19 protein-coding genes are annotated in these 22,254 nt (G+C 50.8%); 10 read left to right on the top strand and 9 right to left on the bottom strand.

Annotated features, from left to right (window positions below):
* Positions 1 to 209 precede the first annotated feature (209 nt).
* Genes AYJ59_RS00275 through AYJ59_RS00260 form a run of 4 tightly spaced genes read left to right on the top strand, consistent with a single transcriptional unit; the run spans position 210 to position 6,057 of the window.
* Positions 210 to 1,145 carry a hydrogen peroxide-inducible genes activator gene (locus AYJ59_RS00275; protein WP_127118965.1) on the top strand — a complete coding sequence of 312 codons (936 nt, stop codon included), beginning with the start codon at positions 210 to 212 and terminating at the stop codon, positions 1,143 to 1,145.
* A complete protein-coding gene (locus tag AYJ59_RS00270) occupies positions 1,142 to 1,906 on the top strand; it encodes an MlaA family lipoprotein (protein WP_237260348.1) in 765 nt (254 codons plus the stop codon). The genes AYJ59_RS00275 and AYJ59_RS00270 overlap by 4 nt, the downstream gene beginning before the upstream one ends.
* Positions 1,907 to 1,919: 13 nt before the next feature.
* Entirely contained in the window at positions 1,920 to 2,993 is a 1,074-nt protein-coding gene (locus tag AYJ59_RS00265; protein WP_127118964.1) for an efflux RND transporter periplasmic adaptor subunit, read from the top strand.
* 10 nt (positions 2,994 to 3,003) lie between these two features.
* Positions 3,004 to 6,057 (top strand): efflux RND transporter permease subunit, encoded by a 3,054-nt coding sequence (locus AYJ59_RS00260; protein ID WP_127118963.1) that lies wholly within the window; start codon positions 3,004 to 3,006, stop codon positions 6,055 to 6,057.
* 68 nt (positions 6,058 to 6,125) lie between these two features.
* Here the strand turns inward: AYJ59_RS00260 and AYJ59_RS00255 are convergent, their stop codons facing one another.
* The 6 genes from AYJ59_RS00255 to AYJ59_RS00230 are packed head-to-tail and all read right to left on the bottom strand — an operon-like array spanning position 6,126 to position 11,997.
* Positions 6,126 to 6,443: a Na+/H+ antiporter subunit G gene (locus AYJ59_RS00255; RefSeq protein ID WP_068650071.1), complete on the bottom strand. Its 318-nt coding sequence runs from the start codon at positions 6,441 to 6,443 to the stop codon at positions 6,126 to 6,128.
* Positions 6,444 to 6,453: 10 nt separating this feature from the next.
* On the bottom strand, positions 6,454 to 6,723 hold the full coding sequence (locus AYJ59_RS00250; protein WP_029939302.1) for a K+/H+ antiporter subunit F: 270 nt from the start codon (positions 6,721 to 6,723) through the stop codon (positions 6,454 to 6,456).
* Positions 6,717 to 7,214, bottom strand: a complete 498-nt coding sequence (locus tag AYJ59_RS00245; RefSeq protein WP_127118962.1) for a Na+/H+ antiporter subunit E — start codon at positions 7,212 to 7,214, stop codon at positions 6,717 to 6,719. Before AYJ59_RS00245 ends, AYJ59_RS00250 begins: the two co-directional genes overlap by 7 nt.
* 12 nt (positions 7,215 to 7,226) lie before the next feature.
* Positions 7,227 to 8,744, bottom strand: a complete 1,518-nt coding sequence (locus AYJ59_RS00240; RefSeq protein WP_127118961.1) for a monovalent cation/H+ antiporter subunit D — start codon at positions 8,742 to 8,744, stop codon at positions 7,227 to 7,229.
* A complete protein-coding gene (locus AYJ59_RS00235) occupies positions 8,741 to 9,157 on the bottom strand; it encodes a Na+/H+ antiporter subunit C (protein ID WP_127118960.1) in 417 nt (138 codons plus the stop codon). The genes AYJ59_RS00240 and AYJ59_RS00235 overlap by 4 nt, the downstream gene beginning before the upstream one ends.
* Positions 9,157 to 11,997, bottom strand: coding sequence for a monovalent cation/H+ antiporter subunit A (locus AYJ59_RS00230; RefSeq protein ID WP_127118959.1), 2,841 nt, complete (start codon positions 11,995 to 11,997; stop codon positions 9,157 to 9,159). The genes AYJ59_RS00235 and AYJ59_RS00230 overlap by 1 nt, the downstream gene beginning before the upstream one ends.
* Positions 11,998 to 12,193: 196 nt before the next feature.
* On the opposite strand from AYJ59_RS00230, the gene AYJ59_RS00225 reads away from it, so the two are divergent.
* Together AYJ59_RS00225 and AYJ59_RS00220 are read left to right on the top strand one after the other, a co-directional pair.
* Positions 12,194 to 13,984 carry a Na/Pi cotransporter family protein gene (locus tag AYJ59_RS00225; RefSeq protein ID WP_051673604.1) on the top strand — a complete coding sequence of 597 codons (1,791 nt, stop codon included), beginning with the start codon at positions 12,194 to 12,196 and terminating at the stop codon, positions 13,982 to 13,984.
* A 30-nt stretch (positions 13,985 to 14,014) separates the two neighbouring features.
* Positions 14,015 to 14,263, top strand: a complete 249-nt coding sequence (locus tag AYJ59_RS00220; RefSeq protein WP_127118958.1) for a hypothetical protein — start codon at positions 14,015 to 14,017, stop codon at positions 14,261 to 14,263.
* A 7-nt stretch (positions 14,264 to 14,270) separates the two neighbouring features.
* Here AYJ59_RS00220 and AYJ59_RS00215 read toward each other — a convergent pair whose 3' ends face one another.
* Together AYJ59_RS00215 and AYJ59_RS00210 are read right to left on the bottom strand one after the other, a co-directional pair.
* Complete coding sequence (locus AYJ59_RS00215; RefSeq protein ID WP_127118957.1) at positions 14,271 to 14,507, bottom strand: hypothetical protein; 237 nt, start codon at positions 14,505 to 14,507, stop codon at positions 14,271 to 14,273.
* Between the two features lie 5 nt (positions 14,508 to 14,512).
* Entirely contained in the window at positions 14,513 to 14,932 is a 420-nt protein-coding gene (locus tag AYJ59_RS00210) for a secondary thiamine-phosphate synthase enzyme YjbQ (protein ID WP_127118956.1), read from the bottom strand.
* A 369-nt stretch (positions 14,933 to 15,301) separates the two neighbouring features.
* Between AYJ59_RS00210 and AYJ59_RS00205 the strand changes: the two genes are divergently transcribed.
* The 4 genes from AYJ59_RS00205 (at position 15,302) to AYJ59_RS00190 (ending at position 21,228) form a co-directional block, all read left to right on the top strand.
* A complete protein-coding gene (locus AYJ59_RS00205) occupies positions 15,302 to 17,341 on the top strand; it encodes a M3 family metallopeptidase (protein ID WP_127118955.1) in 2,040 nt (679 codons plus the stop codon).
* 63 nt (positions 17,342 to 17,404) lie between these two features.
* Positions 17,405 to 17,611: a DUF2905 domain-containing protein gene (locus AYJ59_RS00200; RefSeq protein ID WP_029939321.1), complete on the top strand. Its 207-nt coding sequence runs from the start codon at positions 17,405 to 17,407 to the stop codon at positions 17,609 to 17,611.
* Positions 17,612 to 17,725: 114 nt separating this feature from the next.
* On the top strand, positions 17,726 to 19,861 hold the full coding sequence (locus AYJ59_RS00195; protein ID WP_127118954.1) for a TonB-dependent receptor: 2,136 nt from the start codon (positions 17,726 to 17,728) through the stop codon (positions 19,859 to 19,861).
* 11 nt (positions 19,862 to 19,872) lie between these two features.
* Complete coding sequence (locus AYJ59_RS00190) at positions 19,873 to 21,228, top strand: 4Fe-4S binding protein (RefSeq protein ID WP_127118953.1); 1,356 nt, start codon at positions 19,873 to 19,875, stop codon at positions 21,226 to 21,228.
* Between the two features lie 83 nt (positions 21,229 to 21,311).
* Here the strand turns inward: AYJ59_RS00190 and AYJ59_RS00185 are convergent, their stop codons facing one another.
* On the bottom strand, positions 21,312 to 22,187 hold the full coding sequence (locus AYJ59_RS00185; RefSeq protein ID WP_127118952.1) for a copper chaperone PCu(A)C: 876 nt from the start codon (positions 22,185 to 22,187) through the stop codon (positions 21,312 to 21,314).
* Positions 22,188 to 22,254 lie beyond the last annotated feature (67 nt).

Genomic DNA, 22,254 nt, shown 5'->3' with positions numbered 1-22,254 from the left:
AAACTTTTTCCAGTCGGTTATCCACAATTGTTTCACATCTCATACAGTCAAAAATAGTCCAATTATTACTAAGATTATAAACAGGCTAATAAATTGAATTCAAAACCAAAAACAAACTTATCCCTGTAAATGGGCCTGACTAAGAAAAACAAAAAGAACAAAACAAAATAAAGAATACATAAATCTATATCTCAATGTGAATAATCGGAATGACATTAAACGAACTTAAATATTTGGTGGAATTGGCCAAAGAAAAACATTTTCGAAAAGCATCGGAAAACTGCTTTGTCAGTCAGCCGACCTTAAGTATCGCCATCAAAAAGCTCGAGGACGAACTGGATGTCACTTTATTCGAAAGACGCAAAAACGATGTCTTGATAACTCCAATTGGACAACAAGTGGTCGATTTGGCGGAAGAAATCATTCAAAAAACCAAAACCATCAAGCAAATCACCCAGGATGAACAATCCCAAACCACGGAATTGAAACTTGGCGTCATCTATACCATTGGTCCCTATTTATTGCCCCATCTGATTTCGGAATTTCATCAGAAAGCCCAAAATATTCGTTTATCCATTGAAGAAAATTACACCCATGAATTGGCGAAAAAATTGCACAGTGGTGAATTGGACATCATCATCGTATCCTTGCCCTTTTCCGAACCGAATACGGAAGTGTTTCCACTTTACGAGGAAAATTTTGTGGTGGCCATGCCGAAAGATCATCCATTGGCGGCAAGAGATGAAATCGCTTTGGAAGAAGTGCATAACGAAACGGTTTTATTATTAGGCGCCGGCCATTGTTTTCGTGATCAGGTGGTGGAAGCGTATCCCAGCTTGATGCATCTGAATTACCAAAGCAATCCGTTACAAAAAACTCTGGAAGGCAGTTCACTGGAAACCATTCGTTATATGGTCGCCTCAGGAGCGGGTATTACGGTTCTGCCCTGTACCGCCTGCCAGAAACAGGACGATTTATTGGTGTATAAGCCGCTTAAGGACCCTGTTGCGAAGCGGGAAGTGGTCATGGCCTGGCGAAAAAGCTTTCCAAGGCACAAAGTGTTACAAACCTTTAAAGAAACGCTGCACGGCATTGAGTTACCCTGTACCCTAAAACCGGATTTAAAAGAAGAAGAGACACCGTGATTCGATTAAAAAGCGCTTTATTGGCCGTTTGCTTGAGCCTGACCTCCTTGTCGGTTCAGGCGGACGAAGATATTTTGAAAGATTATGATTTTCCCACTCGCCCGGCGATGAACACGCAGGATCCGTATGAAGACTATAACCGGGCGGTTTATCAGTTCAATATGGCGTTTAACGATGCCGTCGGGGAACCGGTGGCGGATGCCTATAACCGTTATGTTCCGACCCCGGCGCGAACCGGGATCAGCAATTTCTTTCGGAATTTAAAAGAACCTCTGAATACCGTCAACGCCTTTTTTCAAGGCAATGTCGAAGCCGGGTTGACCAGTTTCATGCGCTTGGCGATGAATACCACGTTTGGTTTGTTCGGCTTATTGGATGTGGCGACGCCGGCCGGTCTGACATACGAAAAAGAAGATTTGGGACAAACGCTCTATAAATGGGGGGTTTGGTCGGAAGCGTCTTTCTTCATGGTGCCGATTCTCGGGCCTTACACCACGCGGGAATTGGTCGGTGGCAGTATCGATGCAGTCTATAACCCGACCTACCCGTATTTGATCGAAACCGATGATGTCGGTCGTATCATGCTCTTTCTGGGCGAGAAATTCGTCGATTACACCCAAGTCATCACATTAATGGGTGAAATCCGTTCCCAACCGGATCCGTATATTTTCATGCGCGAGAGTTATATGCAATATCGTATGAATCTGATTTATAACGGCAATCCACCGGCACCGAATCTGGATGATTTCAACTTTGAATAGGATTTGAAAAATCATGAAACGTTTACTGATGTTATGTTTATTGCCAGGCCTGGTGCTTTTGGCAGGATGTGAATCTCAACAACAGGATCCGGAAACGGAAAATAGCATCAGGCCAGTGAAATACACCATCGTTTCCGAGCCCACCCTCTTGACGCAGCGCGAATTTCCGGGGGTGTTGCAAGCCAAAGACCGGGTCGATCTGTCTTTCCAGGTGTCGGGAAAACTCAAAAAACTGCCGATTAAAGAAGGTCAAATCATCCAAAAAGACGATTTGATCGGTCAATTGGATCAACGGGATTATCAAGCCAAATACGATTCGGCGGTGGCCGATTTTGAAAACGCCCAAGCCGACTATGAGCGGGCGAAAAAACTCATCAAAAAAGAGTTTATATCCCAATCGGATTTTGACAAACTCCGCGCCAAAAAGGATATGACCGACGCCAATGTCCGTTTGGCCAAAAAAGCGCTTGAAGACACTGTTTTAAAAGCGCCTTTTTCCGGAACCATTGCCAAACAATATGTCCGGAATTTCACCGATGTCCAGGCCAAGGAACCCATCGCCAGTTTGCAGAACAACGACGAATTGGAAATTGTGGTTTCGGTTCCGGAATATCTGATGGTGATGAATGATGAAGACAAACGTCAGGGCGGCTTTGACCTTAAAGCGGTGTTTCAGAACATTCCCAAAGAAACCTTCGATTTGAAAGTGAATGAATTCGCCACCGAAGCCGATTCCTCCACCCGAACCTACAAAGTGACCTTAGGCATTCTGGATAAAAAAGGTTACAACCTCTATCCGGGGATGACCGCCAATGTTTATATTTCCGGAAAAGCGGGCAAAAAAGTCAATCTGGTTCCGGTTAACGCCGTGTTCGCCGATCCAGACGGTAAGCGGGCTTCTGTGGTCTGGAAAATCGATTCGGACAACCGGGTGCATCAGCATCCGGTTGAAATCGGCCAGTTAAAAGGCGACCAAATCGAAATCCTCAGCGGTTTGGAAACCGATGACAAAATCGTCACCGCCGGTGTGCATCACCTGGTTGAAAATCAACCGGTGAAATTGCTTCCGGCTTCTCAAACCCCTTGAGGAGACGGTTATGAATATCGCGGAATACGCCATTCGAAAAAGAACCGTCACCCTGATTTTGACGCTTTTTGTGATTGTCGGCGGTTTATTTTCCTACGAAAACATGGGCCGTTTGGAAGATCCGGAATTCACCATCAAAGAAGCGGTGATCATCACTTTCTATCCTGGCGCGTCGGCTCAACAAGTTGCGGAAGAAGTCTCCGACAAATTGGAAACCAAAATTCAGGAACTGGGCGAAGTCAAAGAAATCCGCTCGCTCAATAAACGCGGTTCCTCTGTGATTACCGTTCAGATGAAAGATAAATACGGTAAAAAGGATTTACCGCTAATCTGGCAGAAATTACGTTCCAAAGTGAACGATATCACGCCGAGTTTGCCGCCCGGCGTGTCGAAACCCATCGTCAAAGACGATTACGGGGATGTCTACGGTATTTTATTTGCCATGACCGGGGACGGCTTTTCTTACGCGGAAATCAAGGAATACGCCAAACTGTTGCGTAAGGAATTGTTGCTGGTGCCGGACGTCGCCAAAGTCGAAATGACCGGCGTTCAGGATGAAACCATTTACATCCAATTGGATCGCAGCCAAATGGTGTCGTTGGGAATCGGCATTGATGAAATCGTCGATAATCTGCACAACAAAAACACCATTTTGTCGGCCGGGGCGGTAAAGGTCGGTCCGGAATACATTACCTTGAACCCCACCGGTAAAGTCGATGCCATTGAAGACATTAAAAACCTGGTCATCGGTTCTCATTCGAGTGGTTCGGACGGTCGAACCAATCTGATTTACCTCAAAGATATCGCCAATATCTACCGCGGTTATGAAGATCCGCCGAGCGAGATGATTCGCTATAACGGCTTTCCGGCAATTGTTTTGGGAATTTCGACGGTGCAGGGTGGTAATGTCGTCAAGATGGGCGAAGCCATTGAAGCACGCCTGGCGGAAATCGAAACTCAGATTCCGGTCGGTATCGAATTGAACGCCATTTCCATGCAATCCGACAGAGTGACCGAATCCATCAATGCGTTCATTATCAACCTGATTGAAGCGGTCTTGATCGTGGTGGCGGTGCTGGTGATTTTCATGGGCTTCCGCAGCGCTTTGATTATCGGAACGGCCTTGTTCGTGACGGTGATGGCCACCTTTATTCTGATGAAAACCCAGGGCATTCTGCTGGAACGGATTTCCTTGGGGGCGTTAATCATCGCTTTGGGGATGTTGGTCGATAACGCCATCGTCATTATTGACGGCATGTTGGTGCGAATTCAAAAAGGAATGGAACGGGTTCAAGCGGCGCGGGAAGTGGTCAAACAAAATCTTTGGCCGTTATTGGGTGCCACCTCCGTGGCGATTCTGGCGTTCGGCGCCATCGGCCTGTCTCAAGACAGCACGGGGGAATACACCCGTTCGTTGTTTTACGTGATTCTATATTCGTTATTGCTGAGCTGGTTGGTGGCGATTACCGTGGTGCCGTTATTGGGTGTGATGTTCATCAAGGTTTCGGAACAGCAAGGCGACCCTTTCGCGAGCCGCTTTTATCGCAGTTTGAAATCGGTGCTGATCGTCCTTCTCAAACATCGTTGGATCACTGTTGTGGTGATGCTGGGGCTGCTTTACAGTTCCTTTCTGGCGTTTGCGCAACTCAAGGACAGTTTTTTTCCGTCTTCCACCCGAGATCAGTTCATGTTCCACATGTATTTTCCGGAAGGGACCGATATCCGTGTGGTCAGTGAAGTCAGTCATGAATTCGAGCAAGTTCTGCTGAAAGACGACGAAATCAAAGATGTGTCCACCTTCGTCGGCAGTGGCGCGCCGAGATTCCTATTGACCTATTCGCCGGAAAAAGACCCGTCCGCTTACGCTTACATGGTCATCACCGTCAAAGATTATCAGACCATTCCGGCGTTGATGAAAAAATATTACGACTATGTTGAAGCGCATTATCCATCGGTTTTGCCGCGGCCGGAAGCCTTCGCGCTCGGGCCGACCAAACCGGCGGTGGAAGCGGTCATTTACGGCGAAAATGCCGATACTCTTCGCCACATTGGCCATCAAATCGAAGACATCATGCGTGAAAACGGCGCCACCGCCATCCGTTCCGAATGGCGTGAACGGGTTAAGGAAGTCATTCCGGTATTTGACGAAGTGCGTGCCCGTGAACTGGGAGTGAGCCGCGAGGACTTCAATCAGACGCTAGACATCACGTTTAAAGGTTTAACCGTGGGTCATTATCGTGAAAAGGATGAAATGATCCCTATGGTTATCAGAAGCGACGAGAAAGACCGTTCTGATATCGACCAGCTGAACAATATTCAGGTTTGGAGCAGCGGGGCGCGTAAATACGTGCCGATCAATCAGGTGGTCAAAGACATCAAAGTCGAATTTGTCGACGCCGCTTCGCATCGAAAAAACCGAAAACGGATTTATAAAGTGATGTGCGATCCGGCCATCGGCGCTTTGAAAAGTTCCATTTTCAAAAAAGTACGCGAACCGATTGAAGCGTTGCCGTTGCCGGAAGGGTATCACCTGGAATGGGAAGGCGAATTCAAATCGTCGAACGATGCCAAAGCCGGTTTGATGGCGTCGATTCCGATGTTCCTGATATTGATGATTTTGATTGTCATTGCCTTGTTCAACTCGATTCGCGAACCGTTGATTATCTGGTTGACGGTGCCTTTGGCGTTGGTCGGGGTCGGTTTTGGTTTGTATATTGCCGACCAGCCTTTCGATTTCATGGCCCTACTGGGTTTCCTCAGTCTGTCGGGGATGTTGATCAAAAACTCGATTGTTCTGATTGATGAAATCAATTTGGAATTGTCGCTAGGGCGTGAAAAATTCGATGCCGTCATCCATTCGGTTTTGTCGAGAACCCGTCCGGTGAGTATGGGCGCTTTGACCACGGTGCTGGGGATGATTCCACTGTTGTCGGATGCGTTTTTCGTTGCCATGGCGGTGGCGATCATGGCCGGTTTGGCGTTCGCGACCGTTCTGACGTTATTGTTCGTGCCGGTACTCTATGCGATTTTCCACGGCGTCAAAGTGCCGGAAAACGTTAAATAACGTTATTCAAATACAAGAAACGCCCAGGCCTGGGCGTTTTTTATTAATGTAATTCCATGAAAAGCGTTTCAATCGATACGGTTTCGGGTTTTGTCGATCTGTTTGATTTTGATGTGTAAAGCCGCTTTGGCCATCAAATGCGCGCTGACCGGCGCGGTGATGAACAAAAAGAAGGTCACCAGGATTTCGTGCAGGCTCACGCCGTCCTTATCCAGGCTGAAATACAGCGCCGAGGCCAATAAAATCGCGCCCACGCCCAAAGTGGTGGCTTTGGTCGGTCCATGCAGACGCATGAAGAAATCCGGCAGTTTGAACAGCCCGATGGAGCCCACCAGCGTGAAGAAAGCGCCGATGAGAATCAGCGCGGCTAAAAGATATTCCAACATGATGCTCACCTTATTCCATGATGTCGCCACGAAGCAGGTATTTGCTTAAGGCGACGGTGCCGACGAATCCCATCACCGCAATCAAGAGCGCCGCTTCGAAATACAGTGGACTGCCCAGATACAATCCGAACAGAATCAATAAAGCGATGGAATTGATGTACAGCGTGTCCAACGCCAGAATACGGTCGGGAATGTCCGGTCCTTTCAATAATCGGTAAAAACTCAACACCAACGCCAGACTCACCATGACGAAAGCGATTTCCAAAACGGTTTCTAACATGACTCAAAAATCTCCATTAACGGTCTCTCATAGCGTTGTTTGATTTCCTGAATGGTTTCGGCCGGGTCTTCGACATGCAGCGCGTGTACCAGCAATTGCTTGCGGTCTTCCGACAAATCGCAGGAAACCGTGCCCGGCGTCAGGGAAATGGTATTGGCCAGAAAGCTGATCCCAAGCGGATGTTGGATGTCCAGATCGATGGTGATGAACCCCGGTTGCAAATGGTCTTTCGGCCCCAGAATCAGTTTGGCGACCGCCACGTTGGCCACCAAAATGTCCCACAGCACAAGGCCGAAAAACCGCAATTGGGTCCAGGGACGGCTCAAACAGACTTTTTCCTGCCAAAAAACCGCCGTGATCATCGGAATGACCAAGGCCAGCACCAAGCCGAGCACCATGTGTCCGGCGCTGAAATTATTGTTCAATAATAACCAGATTAGCCATAAGAACAGGCTCAATACCGGATGGGGCAATAGTGTTTTCAATCGCATTGTCTCTTCTCCCTATCCTGTCACCGCTGGGGTGCTGAGCACCGTTTCGATATACAGCATCGGTTGCTGCAACTGCTGGGCGATTGCGTCGGTCAAAGCCGTCACCGGCGTGGCGAAAATCACCAACAGCGGACTGACGGCCAATAAAAAGGCGACCGCGACATAAGCGTTACGGTTACAACGTTCGCCGTCCGATTCGATGTGTGGTTGGGTGTGATAGAACAGCAGGGAACCGGAGCGCGCCAAGGCGATGATCATCAGTAAACCGGAAACCAGTACCGTGGCCAGAATCCAGCCGAACCAATCGGATGTCAGCGCCGCCGACAGAATCAAGACTTTCCCGAAGAAACCGGATAACGGCGGCACGCCGGTCATGGCGACGGCGACGAACATGAAAGTACCGCCCAGCAAGACGGCACGGTGCATGACTGGGCCGGAATCGAAACGGTCATCGAAATGGCCACGTCCGCGGGCAATCATATCCGCCAGCAAGAAGAAACCACCGGCCATCAGTGTGGAATGAATCAGATAATACAAAGTGGCGGAAAGGCCGGCTTCGCTGTTCAAACCGATCCCGATCAATAATGTGGCCACCGAGGTCAACACCAGATAAGCCACTTGTTCGCGCAAACCGCGGGAAGCCATGACCCCCAAGGCGGCGAGCAGCATGGTGACCAGCCCGAAGCCCAATATCCAAGGAATGTAATAGAAAGCCAAATCCTGTGCGGTTTCCCCGAAAACGGTGCCGTGCACGCGGATAATCGCATAAAGCCCCACCTTGGTCATAATCGCAAAAAGGGCGGCGACCGGCGCCGAGGCATTGGCGTAAGCCTGCGGCAACCACAGATACAACGGGAAAATCGCCGCTTTGATGCCGAAAACCAACAAGAGTAACAAACCGGCGGCGGCGACTACCGCGTGTTCGCTTTCCGGCAATTGCGACACTTTCACCGCCATATCGGCAATGTTCAAAGTGCCGAGAATGCCGTAAAGCGCGCCGACCGCGAACAGGAATAAGGTGGAACCGATCAGGTTGATGACCACATACTGCAAGCCGGCTTTGGTGCGGAGACGGCCGCTGCCGTGCAACATCAATCCATAGGAAGCTAGCAACAAGACTTCAAAGAAGACGAACAGGTTGAAGACGTCGCCGGTCATGAAAGCGCCGTTCAGACCGAACAACTGAATCTGGAACAATACATGGAAATGCGAGCCTTTGGCGTCCATTCCCGTGCTCATCGCATACCAAAGGGCGCCGATGGCAAGAACCGACGTCATCAACACCATCAGGGCGGACAATTGATCCAGCACCAGCACGATACCGTAAGGCGCCACCCAGTTTCCTAAAGCATAAACCTGAGGCGAGTTGTCCATGGCGGTTTGCAACAACAAAACCGCAATAAACACCAGGCCTGACGTCAACAGGAAGCTTAAGGCGCGTTGCAATTTGAGGCCGCCGAAACGCGCCAATAAAAGCAGCACGCCGCCAATCAATGGTAACAGCAGCGGATAAATCGTTAAAGGCATCATGGCGTTCCGTCCTCCTGGTTAGGGGAAGCAGAACTGTTTTTATGCAGTTTCGGTGGCACGGTATTTTCCAGAGAATCTTCGTCCGGCGCCAAATGCAGACCGTCGACATGGTCGTTGCCCAATTCGGCGCGGGCTTTGAGGGATAAAACAATCAAAAAGGCGGTCATCCCGAAGGCGATAACGATCGCGGTCAGCACCAACGCCTGCGGTAACGGGTCGGTATAACCGCCTTGTTCCGGGTCGATGACGGCCGGTAAACCGATGGTCAAACGGCCCATGGTGAACAGGAAGACATTCACCGCATAAGACAGCAAAGTGATGCCCAATACCACCGGAAAGGTCCGGGCGCGGAGGGTCAAAAAGACGCCGCTGGCGGTCAAAACACCAATGACCAAAGCCACGAGAATTTCCATTATTTCACCTCCTGACTGGCGGGATTCGCCGTTGGATCATTCGGATGATGCGAGGCGTAACTGAGTTTACCGAGTTGCACCAGGCTCATGACCGTGGCGCCGACGACGACCAGGAAAACGCCCAGGTCAAACGCAATGGCACTGGCCACTTCGAATTCACCAACCACTGGCCAATGCAGATGCGTGAAGGCGGATGTCAGGAACGGATAACCCAGCCCCATCGCCACCAAGCCGGTGGAAATCGCGATCAACAATCCGACGCCAATGGACCAATGCATGTCCACCTTGATGCGCTGGCTGGTCCATTGAATGCCGTTGGCGAGGTATTGGACGATCAGCGCCACCGAGGCGATCAAACCGGCGATAAAGCCGCCGCCCGGCAGGTTGTGACCACGCAGGAAGATAAACACTGCCACCAGCAACATCAGTGGCAAGAGCAGGCGGGTCAGGGTTTGCATGATTAATGGATGCTTGTCGGTGTTCCACAAACGGCCCTCGATATCGTTTTTCGGAGCCGGCAGTTTCATGCCTTCCAGCATGGCAAAAACGCCCAGGCCTGCCAATGCCAATACCACGATTTCACCCAAGGTATCGAAGCCACGGAAATCCACCAGTATGACGTTGACCACATTGGTGCCGCCGCCGCCCGGGACACTGTTGGCGAGGAAGTATTCGGCGATGGTGCTGTAGTCGCGTGTCAATACCGACAAGGTAAAGAGGGTGACACCGATACCGGCAAAAGCCGCCAGTAAACCGTCACGCCACAGACGAATCCGGCTGGCTTGTCTTGGGGTGTATTGCGGTAGGAAATACAACGCCAGCAATAACAGAACAATGGTCACCACTTCCACCGACAATTGCGTCAACGCCAAATCCGGCGCGGAGAATTTCACAAATCCAAGCGAAATCACCAGCCCGATGACGCCGATGACAATCAGAGTCAACAGCCGTTGACGGTGCCAGACCATGGTGAGAAGGCTGATAATCATCAAGCCGAGGGCGACCACCAAGGTCACGCCGTCCAGTGGCAGCAAGGCCCGGTCGCCGAGCAAGGCGCCCGGATACGCCAGGAAACCATAGGCCCCAATCACCAGCGAGGCCCCGATAATCCAGGCCGAAGCGTTCTGCAAGGAACCTTTATCGAAGCTTCGGGTAACGCGAATCGACGCATTGAATAATTTCTGTAACCAGAAGTTGAAGTACCGTTTGGCATTGATGCGGCGGAAATAACGTTTGTAGAAGGCAAAGAACCGCTCGCGGCGGAAATACACCAGCACCCCGACGGCCATGGCGATAAAGCTCATCATCAACGGATAGTTAAAGCCGTGCCAGATGGCCAGACTGTACGCTGGGGCCGCTGTTTGCAAGGTGCCCATGACCGCCACTTGCAGAATCGGTGCGACGGTGTAGGCCGGGAAAATCCCCACGGCCAGACAAACAATAACCAAAATATCGACGGGAATTTTCATAAAACGCGGCGGTTCGTGCGGCGTTTTGGTCAAACCAATCGGTTCGCCGTTGAAGAAAACATCGTGAATGAATCGAATCGAGTAGGCCACCGAGAAAACGCCACCGATGGTGACCAGTACCGGAATCATCCAGGCCATGGAATCGGCATTCGACATTTCCACGGCCTGCTGGAAGAACATTTCCTTACTCAGGAAACCGTTCATCAGCGGCACACCGGCCATGGCGGCCGAAGCGATGATTGCCAGCGCGGCGGTGTGGGGCATGTATTTAATCAGACCGTTGAGTTTACGCATATCGCGGGTGCCGGCTTCGTGGTCGATAATGCCCGCCACCATGAACAACGAGGCCTTAAAGGTGGCGTGGTTGATGATGTGGAAAATCGCCGCGACGGCCGCCAATTGCGTGCCGAAACCGAATAACAGGGTAATCAGGCCCAGATGACTGATGGTGGAATAGGCCAGCAGACCTTTTAAATCGTTTTTGAACAGGGCGGTGTAACCGCCGAGCAGGAAGGTGATCAAACCGGCGCCGCCAACCAACCAGGACCATTCCGGCGTGCCCGATAAAACCGGGAAAAAACGCGCCAGAAGGAAAATCCCGGCTTTAACCATGGTGGCCGAGTGCAAATAGGCCGATACCGGGGTCGGTGCGGCCATGGCATGCGGCAACCAGAAATGGAATGGAAATTGGGCCGACTTGGTGAAAACACCCAATAGAATCAATATCAAAATCGGCAAATACAAAGGGCTGTTACGAATGACTTCGCCAGCTTGCAACACGTCGGTCAGCTGGTAGCTGCCGACGACGTTCCCCAGCAATAATACGCCCCCGAGCAAGGCCAAGCCGCCGCCGCCGGTGATGGCTAAGGACATGCGCGCGCCCTGACGGGCGTCTTTACGTTGCTGCCAATAACTGATCAGCAGGAAAGAGGTGATGGACGTCAATTCCCAGAATACCACCAATTGAATCAGGTTTTCCGACAGCACTATCCCGAGCATGGAGCCCATGAACATCAGCAGGTAGGAGAAGAAGCGCCCCATGGAGTCTTTGGCGGCGAGGTAATAACGGGCATAAAAGATGACCAGTAACCCGATGATCAGAATCAATAAGGCAAACAGTAGGGCGAGGCCATCGAGGCGGAAAGCGAAGTGCAGTCCGATGGAATCAATCCAAGGCCAACTTTGAATCAGGGTTTCACCTTGAAACGGCAAGGAAGCCGATGGCATCAGAAACGCCAATGAAAGGAGGGCAACACCGCCGCTGGTCCAAGCCGCCGCCAGACGGTTCAGCTTGGAAGCCCACGCCGCCAAAATGGCGCCGAAAAAGGGAAGGAGCACCACGATGGGAAGATTAAAGGCCAATAGATTCATAATAATCGGATTCACTATAAAAGCAGTTTATAACCTGAAAAGGTTACCATAAAGCGCCAGCGAGTCAATGTTTTAGCGGTTTTTCTGCCAATTTTAATCCTGTCAGGAGAAAAAATTTTCAATGGGGTTTCGTAAGTTGGTTTACTTTGCTGAAAATTCGGATAGGATTGGAGTTTTCAAGCCGGAAAACCGCGTCATGAACCCGATTGAACTGTCTTCGAACGCCCGACAACATTTGAAAACCCTGGTTTTGTTTACCTTGTTACTCAGTGTGACCGGTTGGGTTATGGCGGCGGACGATTACGTTGTGAAACTGGACTGGCCGACCATGATCATGTCGTTGCTCGGTGGGTTGGCGTTGTTTCTGTTCGGTTTGGATTTGATGATTAAAGGCTTGTTGGCGGTGGCCGGTGAACGCATGAAACAATTGCTGGAAAAACTCACCGTCAACCGGGTGACCGGCGCGCTTTCCGGAACCTTGGTCACCGCGGTGATTCAATCGTCGTCGGTGACGACGGTTTTGGTGGTGGGGTTTGTTTCCGCCGGATTGATGACGGTGAGTCAGGCCGCTGGGGTCATTATGGGAGCCAACCTCGGGACCACCATCACCGCGCAAATCGTAGCGTTTAAAATCACCAATCTGGCGTTATTGATGATTGCGGTCGGGTTTGTGATTCAGTTCGTCGGCCAGCTGAGTCGAACCCGCCATTTGGGGGAATTGATTCTCGGGCTAGGTTTGATTTTCTTCGGCATGAACGTTATGAGCGATGCCATGTACCCATTGCGCAGCTACGAACCCTTTTTGAATCTGATGGTGGAAATGCAGAATCCGTTTTATGGCATTCTGGTCGGGTTGGTGTTTACCGCGCTGGTGCAATCGTCGTCCGCGACCATCGGGATCGTGATTGTCATGGCCAGTAACGGCTTTTTGACCTTACCGGCGGGCATCGCCTTGTCGATGGGGGCGGATATCGGCACTTGTGTGACCGCGATGTTGGCCGCCATCGGCAAATCGCGGGATGCGGTGCGTTCCGCGATGATTCACGTCGGTTTCAATGTGCTTGGGGTGTTGATCTGGTTGCCGTTTATTTCCGTATTGGCGTATCTTTCGGTATCGATTTCGCCGTCGGTGACGCCGGACATCATCACCATGGAAACCTTGGCTGAAAACACCCCGCGTGAAATCGCCAACGCCAACACCATCTTTAAGTTCTCCGCCTTATTGCTGTTTCTGCCGATGGTGCCGTTGTTTGTCTGGGCGGTCTATAAGCTGTATCCGGTGGTGGAAGACGAAACCAACCAGCGTGAAATCAAACCCAAGTTTCTTGACAAAGGGCTTTTGACCGCCCCAACCATGGCTTTGGATGCGGTGGAAATGGAGATCGACAGCTTCCGGCAACGCTTGAACAGTCTTTTCAATCATGCCGTACAGGCCGATTCAATCACGCTGGATAAATTGACCTTTGAAGACAAATACGTGGAGCGGCTGAAAAATTATCAGCATCAGATATTGTTGTACCTGGGTAAAATCAGTGAAGCGGACTTGGATGAAGCCTTGCAAAACCGTTATCTGAAATTGATTACGGTGGTGAATATTCTCGAATCAATGGTGGAAACCATCGATAACGGCATCGTGCAGGCCAAGCACAAGGCCTTCGAGAACAAGTTCAAACCGAGCGAAACCATGACCAATCTGCTTGGTAACCTGGCCAAGGAAGTTGGGAAAGGGGTGGACAATGCGTTATTGTCGCTCACCGAAAAAAGCGAAGACAAAGCCATGCTGGTGTTGTCGGTTAAATCGACCATCGACCACCTGATTCAGGAAGCCTTGAAGCACCAGGCACGTTACCTGAAAGCCGACGCGCAACGGATGATGATTTTCCGCCTAGAAATGCAATTGGTGGATGCGTTCAAACGCATGCATACCTTGTCGAAACGCATCGCACGGTATCAAATGACAACGCCATCCGGAAATGATAAAAGTTGATAATTCATTAAAATAAAAAGGAAAATTATTATGGAACGTATAATTTTAATTGGCTTGGCCGCATTGGTACTAAGCGCCTGCGGTAATAAACAGTTTGTGAAAAAGCCCGAGCAGAGCCAAGACCAATTTCGCAATGACATGAATTATTGTAAAGGCGAAGCGCTGGGCGCTTGGGACGACCGAAACGGTGTGTCGCAAATCAATCTGCGCAGTCAGACGTCCGGACAAATGTCCTATGAGGACTGCATGCTGCAAATGGGTTACGAACAGGCCAGATAACGCTGTTTTATAAATCCTGTTTGACGTAATGGATGAGATTTTCCGGTTGCGTCATTTCCGAGTTGGCGTGGTCGCTGGCGTGGATTTCGTATTCGGTGAAATGGCCGTCTTCCTGCTCCAGCAACTGTTCCGCAACCTTTTTCAAATAATTTTTGTCATTGTGTTTGGTTTTAAACACCAAACCGTGTTTTCCGGTCACTTTCAACACATAATGCGTCGTATTGACGGCGGGTTCCTTAATCATGGTATTCAATCTCCCTGAAGCGTGACCACCACCTGGCGATTAAAACGCCCGGTACGGTGTTCGTATAAAAAAAGGCCTTGCCAGGTGCCCATATTCAACCGACCGTTGGTGATTGGGATGGTATGGCTGGTTTCCGTTAAAAGGGTGCGGATGTGGCCTGACATGTCGTCGTCGCCTTCGTAATTGTGGCGGTAATTGGCATCGCCGTCGACAATGTGTTTTTGCATCCAGTATTCGATGTCTTCGCGGACCGTCGGGTCGGCGTTTTCGGTGATGATCAACGACGCCGAGGTGTGTTGGCAAAACACATGGCACAAGCCGACATTCAGCCCCGATTCCTCAACCACCTGATTGATGTCCGGGGTGATATTGAAGGTGCCGCGGTTCGGGCTGTTGAAGGTCAAAGTGGTTTGGTAGGTTTTCATAAATCCGTTCTGTATTCGTCAACGTTATTTCAGTGGGTGTCTTTTACGCTAAATTTAGCATAGAAGCCGGTTAACGCCTAGGGTAAAAATAACGGGGTCGGAATGATGCCGGTGAAAGGATTAAGAGGATTAGGGTTTTTCATCGGTTTCCTGGCTTGTATAATTCGGTAAACTATTTTAACTATAAGAGAGCTTTGCATGAGATGGATGCACGGATAAAAATGGCTAAAATTTCCCTGAATGTCGTTGAAAAACTCGTTAATAGCCCGCTATTAGCTTCGTTTTCCGCCTAATTCAGAAAAATTTTATCTCATTTTTCTATCGCGCCCCACTCATGCAAAGCTCTCTATAAAAAACATCGGACCTGTTATGAACCCATTATTGCAAATCGATCAATTGCCGGACTTTCAAGCGTTTCACGTGGAACACATTCAACCGGCGGTGGAAACCCTTTTGGCGGAAAATTTGGACGCCATCGACGCGTTGGTAAAGGACACCACCGCGCCTACTTGGGAAAACTTCGTGGAGCCTTTGGAAGCCTTAAGCAATCGTCTGGAACGCGTCTGGGGGCCGGTCGGGCACTTGGATGCGGTGAAAAACAGCGATGACTGGCACGCGGCTTACACCGGTTGTCTAGAAAAGATCACCGATTACTACACGCAAGTGGGCCAAAACCAAGGTTTGTTCAAAAAATTCGAGCAGGTCGCCCAATCCGAAGCGTTCGAATCCTATTCATTGGCGCAGAAAAAAGTGGTGGAAAACGCCCTGCGTGATTTCCGTTTGTCCGGCATCGACTTGCCGAAAGACAAACAAGCGGAGTACAAACGCTTGTCTCAGGAACTGTCTCAACTGAGCAGCCAGTTCGGCAACAACGTTTTGAAAAGTACCCAGGCCTGGTCGAAATCGGTGGAAGACGAAGCCGAGTTGGCCGGTTTGCCGGAGAATGCGCTGGGCTTGCTGCAACAATTGGCGCAGCAAAAAGAACAAACCGGTTGGTTGGTGACGTTGGATTTTCCATCGTATCTGGCGGTGATGACCCATGCCGATAACCGCGATTTGCGCGAAGAAGTCTATCGCGCTTTTGCCACCCGCGCTTCCGAACAGGCCGCCGATCCGCAATACGACAATTCCGACAATATCCGTAAGATTCTCCAGTTGCGTCACGAAAAAGCCCAGTTATTGGGCTTCAACGATTACGCCGAGCTGTCGTTGGCGACCAAAATGGCCGATTCCAGCGAGCAGGTCATCGGTTTTTTGCGTGACCTCGCGGCCAAATCGAAACCGCAAGCGGAGCAGGAATTGGCGACGCTGGCGGATTTTGCCCGTCGTGAACTCGGACTCGACGACTTGCAGCCTTGGGACGTGACCTATGCGTCGGAAAAATTCAAAAACGCCACTCTGTCCTTGTCGCAGGAAAAACTGCGCCCGTATTTTCCGGTCACCAAAGTGCTGGCCGGTTTGTTCAAAATCACTCAAACCTTGTTCGATGTGCAGGTCGTGGAAAAACAAAAGGTACCGGTCTGGCACGACGATGTGCGTTATTTCGAGATTTTGAATGCCACCGGCGAGCCCATCGCGGCCTTTTATCTGGACTTGTACGCGCGTGAAAACAAGCGCGGCGGGGCCTGGATGGATTCGGCCATCAGCCGGTGGCGTCACCCGAAGGGCGATTTACAGGCACCGGTGGCCTATCTGGTGTGTAATTTCACACCGCCGGTCGGCGACAAACCGGCCTGCTTGACGCACGACGAAGTCACGACCCTGTTCCACGAATTCGGCCACGGTCTGCATCACATGTTGACGGAAATGGAGCATTTCGATGTGTCCGGCATCAACGGTGTGCCGTGGGATGCGGTGGAGTTGCCGTCGCAGTTTATGGAAAACTTCTGTTGGGAGCGGGAAGGCATCGACGAAATCACCGCGCACATCGACAGCGGCGAGACCTTGCCGTCCGATTTGTTCGAGGCCTTGCAGCAAAGCCGTGGTTTCCAGTCGGCGATGATGATGGTGCGCCAGTTGGAATTTGCCTTGTTCGATTTCCTCGCCCACGCCGATTATCAACCGGACGCGCCGCAGCCGATTTTGGCATTGGCCAAGCAGGTGCGCGATGAAGTGGCGGTGATCCAACCGCCGGCGTATCATCGTTTCCCGCAGAGCTTCAGCCATATTTTCGCGGGCGGTTATGCGGCCGGTTACTTCAGTTACAAATGGGCGGAAGTCTTGTCGTCCGATGCGTTCAGTCTGTTTGAGGAAAAAGGCGTGCTGAATCCGGAAATCGGCGTGAAGTTCCGCAACACCATTTTGTCGGCCGGCGGTTCGGTGCATCCGATGACGCTGTTCAAAGCTTTCCGCGGCCGGGAACCGCAAATTGATGCTTTGTTGCGTCATTCCGGTATCAAAGCGGCGTAAGAAAATGTGTGAAAACGCCCAGGCCTGGGCGTTTTTCAGATAATCAACTCCCGGGAGGTGCCGATGGCAAAGTGGCTGATTATGGTTGGCGCTTTATTGCTGGTCATCGGCGTGCTGTGGCATTTTGTCCCCGGGTTGTTCAGTTGGTTCGGTAAATTGCCGGGCGACATCGATCACCAAACCGAAAACGGTCGAGTGTTCATTCCCATTACTTCCATGATTCTGATCAGCCTGGTGCTGACCGTTCTATTGAATCTGTTTAACCGTTAACCCCGTCTATCGAGTCAAATCCGTCGCTGGGTGCGACAATTTGTCACATTGTCATTTTCGGCGGTGCGCTTAATATTTTGGCCTTTCAAAACGTCACGAAGCAGGAGCGTAATTGTGAGGCCTTCCATTGTCTTTCGTGCCAAAGATTGGCACTTTTCCCCTATATCATTTTTTGTATTGATCTCGGCGGTTTGGGCGCCGTTACCGGCTTTTGCTGAAGTTGTTCTGGACGGCATCACCGTCACCGCGTCGAAAGAAGAGCGTCAGGCCTTGGATGTGTCGCAAAGCGTGGACGTGGTGCCGAGAAAAGTGATCGAGGACAAGAATGCGCGCAATATTAACGACGTGGTGAAAACCCTGCCCGGCGTCATCGCGGTGAGCGAAAACGGCGGTTACGATTCGCGTTTGATTATCCGCGGTGCCGGTTTGAAGGCGCGTTATGGGGTGCGCGAAATCATGGTGATGCGCGACGGCGTGCCGATGACCGACCCGGACAGTTTCACCCGTTTTGATTTTGTGGACATCGACGACATCGACTCGGTGGAGGTGTTTAAAGGGCCGGGGTCGATTGAAGCGGCTAATGCCAGCGGCGGGGTCATTTCGGTCCGATCCCAATCGGTGTTCGATGCCTCGCAGGATTACATCAAATTGGGCGGTGGTTCGGAAAGCAGTGCCAATGCCGCTTTGCACAAAACTTGGCAGGCGGGGCCCGACGATAATTTTTCGGTGCAATTGTCGCGCCGCCAATCCAACAATAATTGGCGTGAACATAACCATTTCGACACCACACAATTTTCCGTCAAGCAAGGGCATTTTTTCAGCGACGACAGTACCTTAGAATCGGAGTTGAGCTATCAGGAGTCGAATCTGCAATTGCCGGGTTCTTTGAACCAGGACGGTTATGAATACTATAAGCAAAACGGTCGAACCTTAGATAATCCTGCCAATACCGGCTCGGCCTGGACGCAAAGTGCACGTGACAGTAAAACACTGTTTTTCAATACCCGTTACAAAACGGATTTGGGCAACGGTGTCAGCTTCAAACCACAGTTTTACATCAATAAATGGGAGCATTTCCATCCGGTCACCGGTTTCATCAACGATTCCAAGGACAATTATGTGGTGGGCACCGATTTGATGTTCAACCATCGTCATACCTTGTTCGGACTGCCGGCCAGTCAAGTGTTTGGGGTCACGGTACGGGGCGACATTCGCGATAACAGTAAGAAATACACTTACGCCGATACGGTGACGATTCCGTCCGGACGTATCATCAATGTCACGTCGGACCAGAAAGGTGATTTGGCGCAGGTGGAAGACGCCAACAGCCAGTTGAGTGGAGCCTATTTCCAGCAAACCTTTTCTCCGGCCGAGAAATGGACCTTGGAAGCGGGTTTGCGTTATGACCATTTGAATATGGACATTTCCGGAGACGAATATTACGCCTACAGCTATTCGACCGGGAAGTATGTGCCGGGCGGCGGGAAATACTCCTATAAAGCCAGTTACGACCTGTTTGCGCCGAAAGCGTCGGTGAATTATGCGTTGACCGATAACAGCCGAACCTATTTTTCCGTCAGCGGCGCGCAACAGGCCCCCACCGACAGCGAAGTGAGCGCCAACCAATCCTATGACCAGGCCAATGACTTAAAAGCCTCGACAGCGGTGCAGTACGAATTAGGTTATAAATTGGACGGTAGCCGTTTCTCGACCGCGGTAGCGCTTTATCAAATCGATCTGACCGATGAAATCGTCTCGGTGCAGGACAATTACGTGACCTATTACGTCAATGCGGGTAAGACCCGTAAACGCGGCGCGGAATTCAGCGTGTCTTACCGCCTCAATGCCTCAGTGGCCGTCGGCGGGAATCTGGCTTTGCAGGATTATGAATATCTGCAGTATGAAGACGGCGGAAACGATTATTCCGGTAACAAGGTGCGTTTCATTCCGGAGCAGCAGTACAACGTTTTCATCGGTTATCAGGCCAAGGGCTTGCAGGCGCGGATTGAGGCTTTGGGCTTCGGAAGTTACTACATCGACGACGCCAACACCGAGAAATACGACGGTTACCAAATGGTGTCGAACCTGATGATGGGGTACAGCCTTGGGCATCATAAGCTTCAGTTGAACGTCAATAACGTCTTCGACATGCGTTATGCGGAAGAGGTCTCCAAAGACACCCGCGGCAATTATAGCTACACGCCGGGTGCGCCGAGAAACTTCCAGATCAATTATCGTTATAAATTGTAAGGAGGCGGGTGATGACGATGAAGAACATCTTGTCCTGGCCATTGGTCGGCGGTTTGCTGACGCATCCGTTGAGTTTGAATGTGTTGCGTTCCCTGGTGTTGGTGCTGTTTGCCAGCGCGATTTATTTCGGGCTGACCTATCCGGATGAAATCGATAACCCTTATACGCCGGCGATTTTCTGGTCTTTGTTCTGGCCGTTCTTTCTGGTGGTGTCGATGGTGACCTTCGGACCGGTGTTTTGCACCGTGTGTCCGCACAGTTTCATCGGTAAATACCTCAATAAAATCGGCCCTCAGAAGTTGATGCCGAACTGGTTACGCAACCGTTGGTGGGGGTTGGGATTGCTGGTGGTGAGTTACTGGGTGCCGGTGTATGTGTTTCCGGATTTCCTGAAAATACCTTATGTCAGCGCACTGTATTTTCTGGTGTTGACCGCGGTGGCATTTGTCGGTTTTTATCTGTATCGCAATATGGATTATTGCCGATACGGTTGTCCGATCGGGTCGGTGATTAAGTCTTACGGCAAGGTGAGCTTCACTCAACTGCAAACCGACAGTTCGGCCTGTCAAACCTGCCGCAGCTTCGATTGCGTGAAAGCTTGCCAATGGAACCTGCGCCCGTATTTGTTCGAGAAGAAGAACAATATGCAGGATTGTACCCTTTGTATGGATTGTGCCCAGGCCTGCGACTCGGTGGACTGGAAAGTCACGCGCTTTGCGAAACAGGTCATCGAGCCGGTGAAGCAACTGGATCGGATGACGGTGTGGGTGTTCATCACCTTGCTGGCCGTGATCACCATGGCGATGCGCTTTCATCATGCGTTGGGCCACAGTCCTTTGAAGGAATCTTTGCCCTGGTATCAAATCGGTTCCTGGTTGGAGACGGTGATGCCCGCAGTGCCGACGATGGATTGGGTCGGTTTGGTGGCCTTACTGATGGCCGTGGCCATGACCTTTACATTGACGCTGGGCGGTTTATGGCTGGCGAGCCGCGTTTCCAAAATCGACTTCTGGACGCTGTTCGAAACCGCCGGTCTGGCGTTTGGCGCCTTGATGCTGGTGGGGGCGTTGAGTCACATCGGCAGCTTCTTCTTCCTGCATTATGCGCCGGATTTGGTCAATGCCTATTATTGGTTGATGGACTCGGATTCGGTGATGAAACCCTTGGCCAGCCATCGTGACGGTTGGATACATTTGTTCAACCTGTTCAATTTCCTGGCGGTCATCATCAGTGCGGCGGTATTGTATCGCAAGGTGGGGCAGTTAAAGCTGTCTGGCACAGCCTTCTGGCAGACTTATGCGCTATCAGGCCTGGTCATTTGGGTGTATTTGGGCTTGGTGATCCTGACCCTTTGGGCGCGTTTCTGATACGGCTCTAATTCACTGTATCGAAGCGTATTTTCGGTTGCCGATGCTTATCAAATCATCGGCAAACGGACATGGCATCGTCATTACATCATTGGATAGATGGACGCCAGTTTGTCGAACTGTTCTTTGGTGAGGATTTTCTTCATGTTATCCCGACAATCGATTTTGGTTTCCGCTACCTGACGGCGCAATGCCAAGGTTTTCTCGAATTTTTTCATCAATTCCGCTTTGGATTCACCGGCCAAAGCATCTTGAATCAATGCTTTTTCCAAGGTTTGGATTTCATTAAACAGGCGAGACATTTCCTGGCTGTGGGCCTTTGGCCAAGCTTTGATTTGAGTGACTTGTTCGGCACTTAAACCCAGTTCAGCGGCATTTTTGACGGCAATACCGGTTAGGTTCGGTAGCGCCGGATTGGCGTGCATTACCAAACGCATGGCATGCGTGTTTTGACCGTTGCTCAACATTTTGCCGGACATCATTCCCTGCTGCATGTGGCCTTTCCCGCCCATCATCGGTTTCATTAAGGGGCGACCAATAGCGTCGATGGTTTTGGTGGAACCATCGTCAAACGTCAGGTCGATTTTAATGTGTTGGCCCTCTTTTACCGGCTCAGTAAGGTTGATCAGCATAATGTGGAAACCACCGGGTTGCAAAGCGGTTTTTTGGCCGGCCGGTAAGTCGATCTTCGGCACCTGGCGCATGCGCATCACGCCGTTGTCGTGAATGTGGGTGTGCAGTTCGGTGACCTTGTTGATGTAAGCTTTGGCCGAAACCAGAGCATGGTCTTGGGAACCGGTATTGTCTATCACCATAAACGCGGCGGTGGCTGGCGCGCCCGGCGGCACCATCCGAACGTAAGGATTTTCGATTTTAATGCTGTCGGCAACACTGGCGGCCCAAGCTTGGGCGTTGAGGCCAAGGCTGATGATTAGGGCGAATAAAACAGAAGGCTTCATGTACAACTCCTATTGCAATGATTAAACGGTGAAAAACCCGCCCGACGGCTACGGCAGGCGTTGGTTG

The sequence above is a fragment of the Thiomicrospira sp. S5 genome, from assembly GCF_003991075.1.
GTDB classification, from domain to species: domain Bacteria; phylum Pseudomonadota; class Gammaproteobacteria; order Thiomicrospirales; family Thiomicrospiraceae; genus Hydrogenovibrio; species Hydrogenovibrio thermophilus.
The sequence above is the reverse complement of the archived record's forward strand: the minus strand, read 5'-3'. Positions and strand labels throughout refer to the sequence as shown.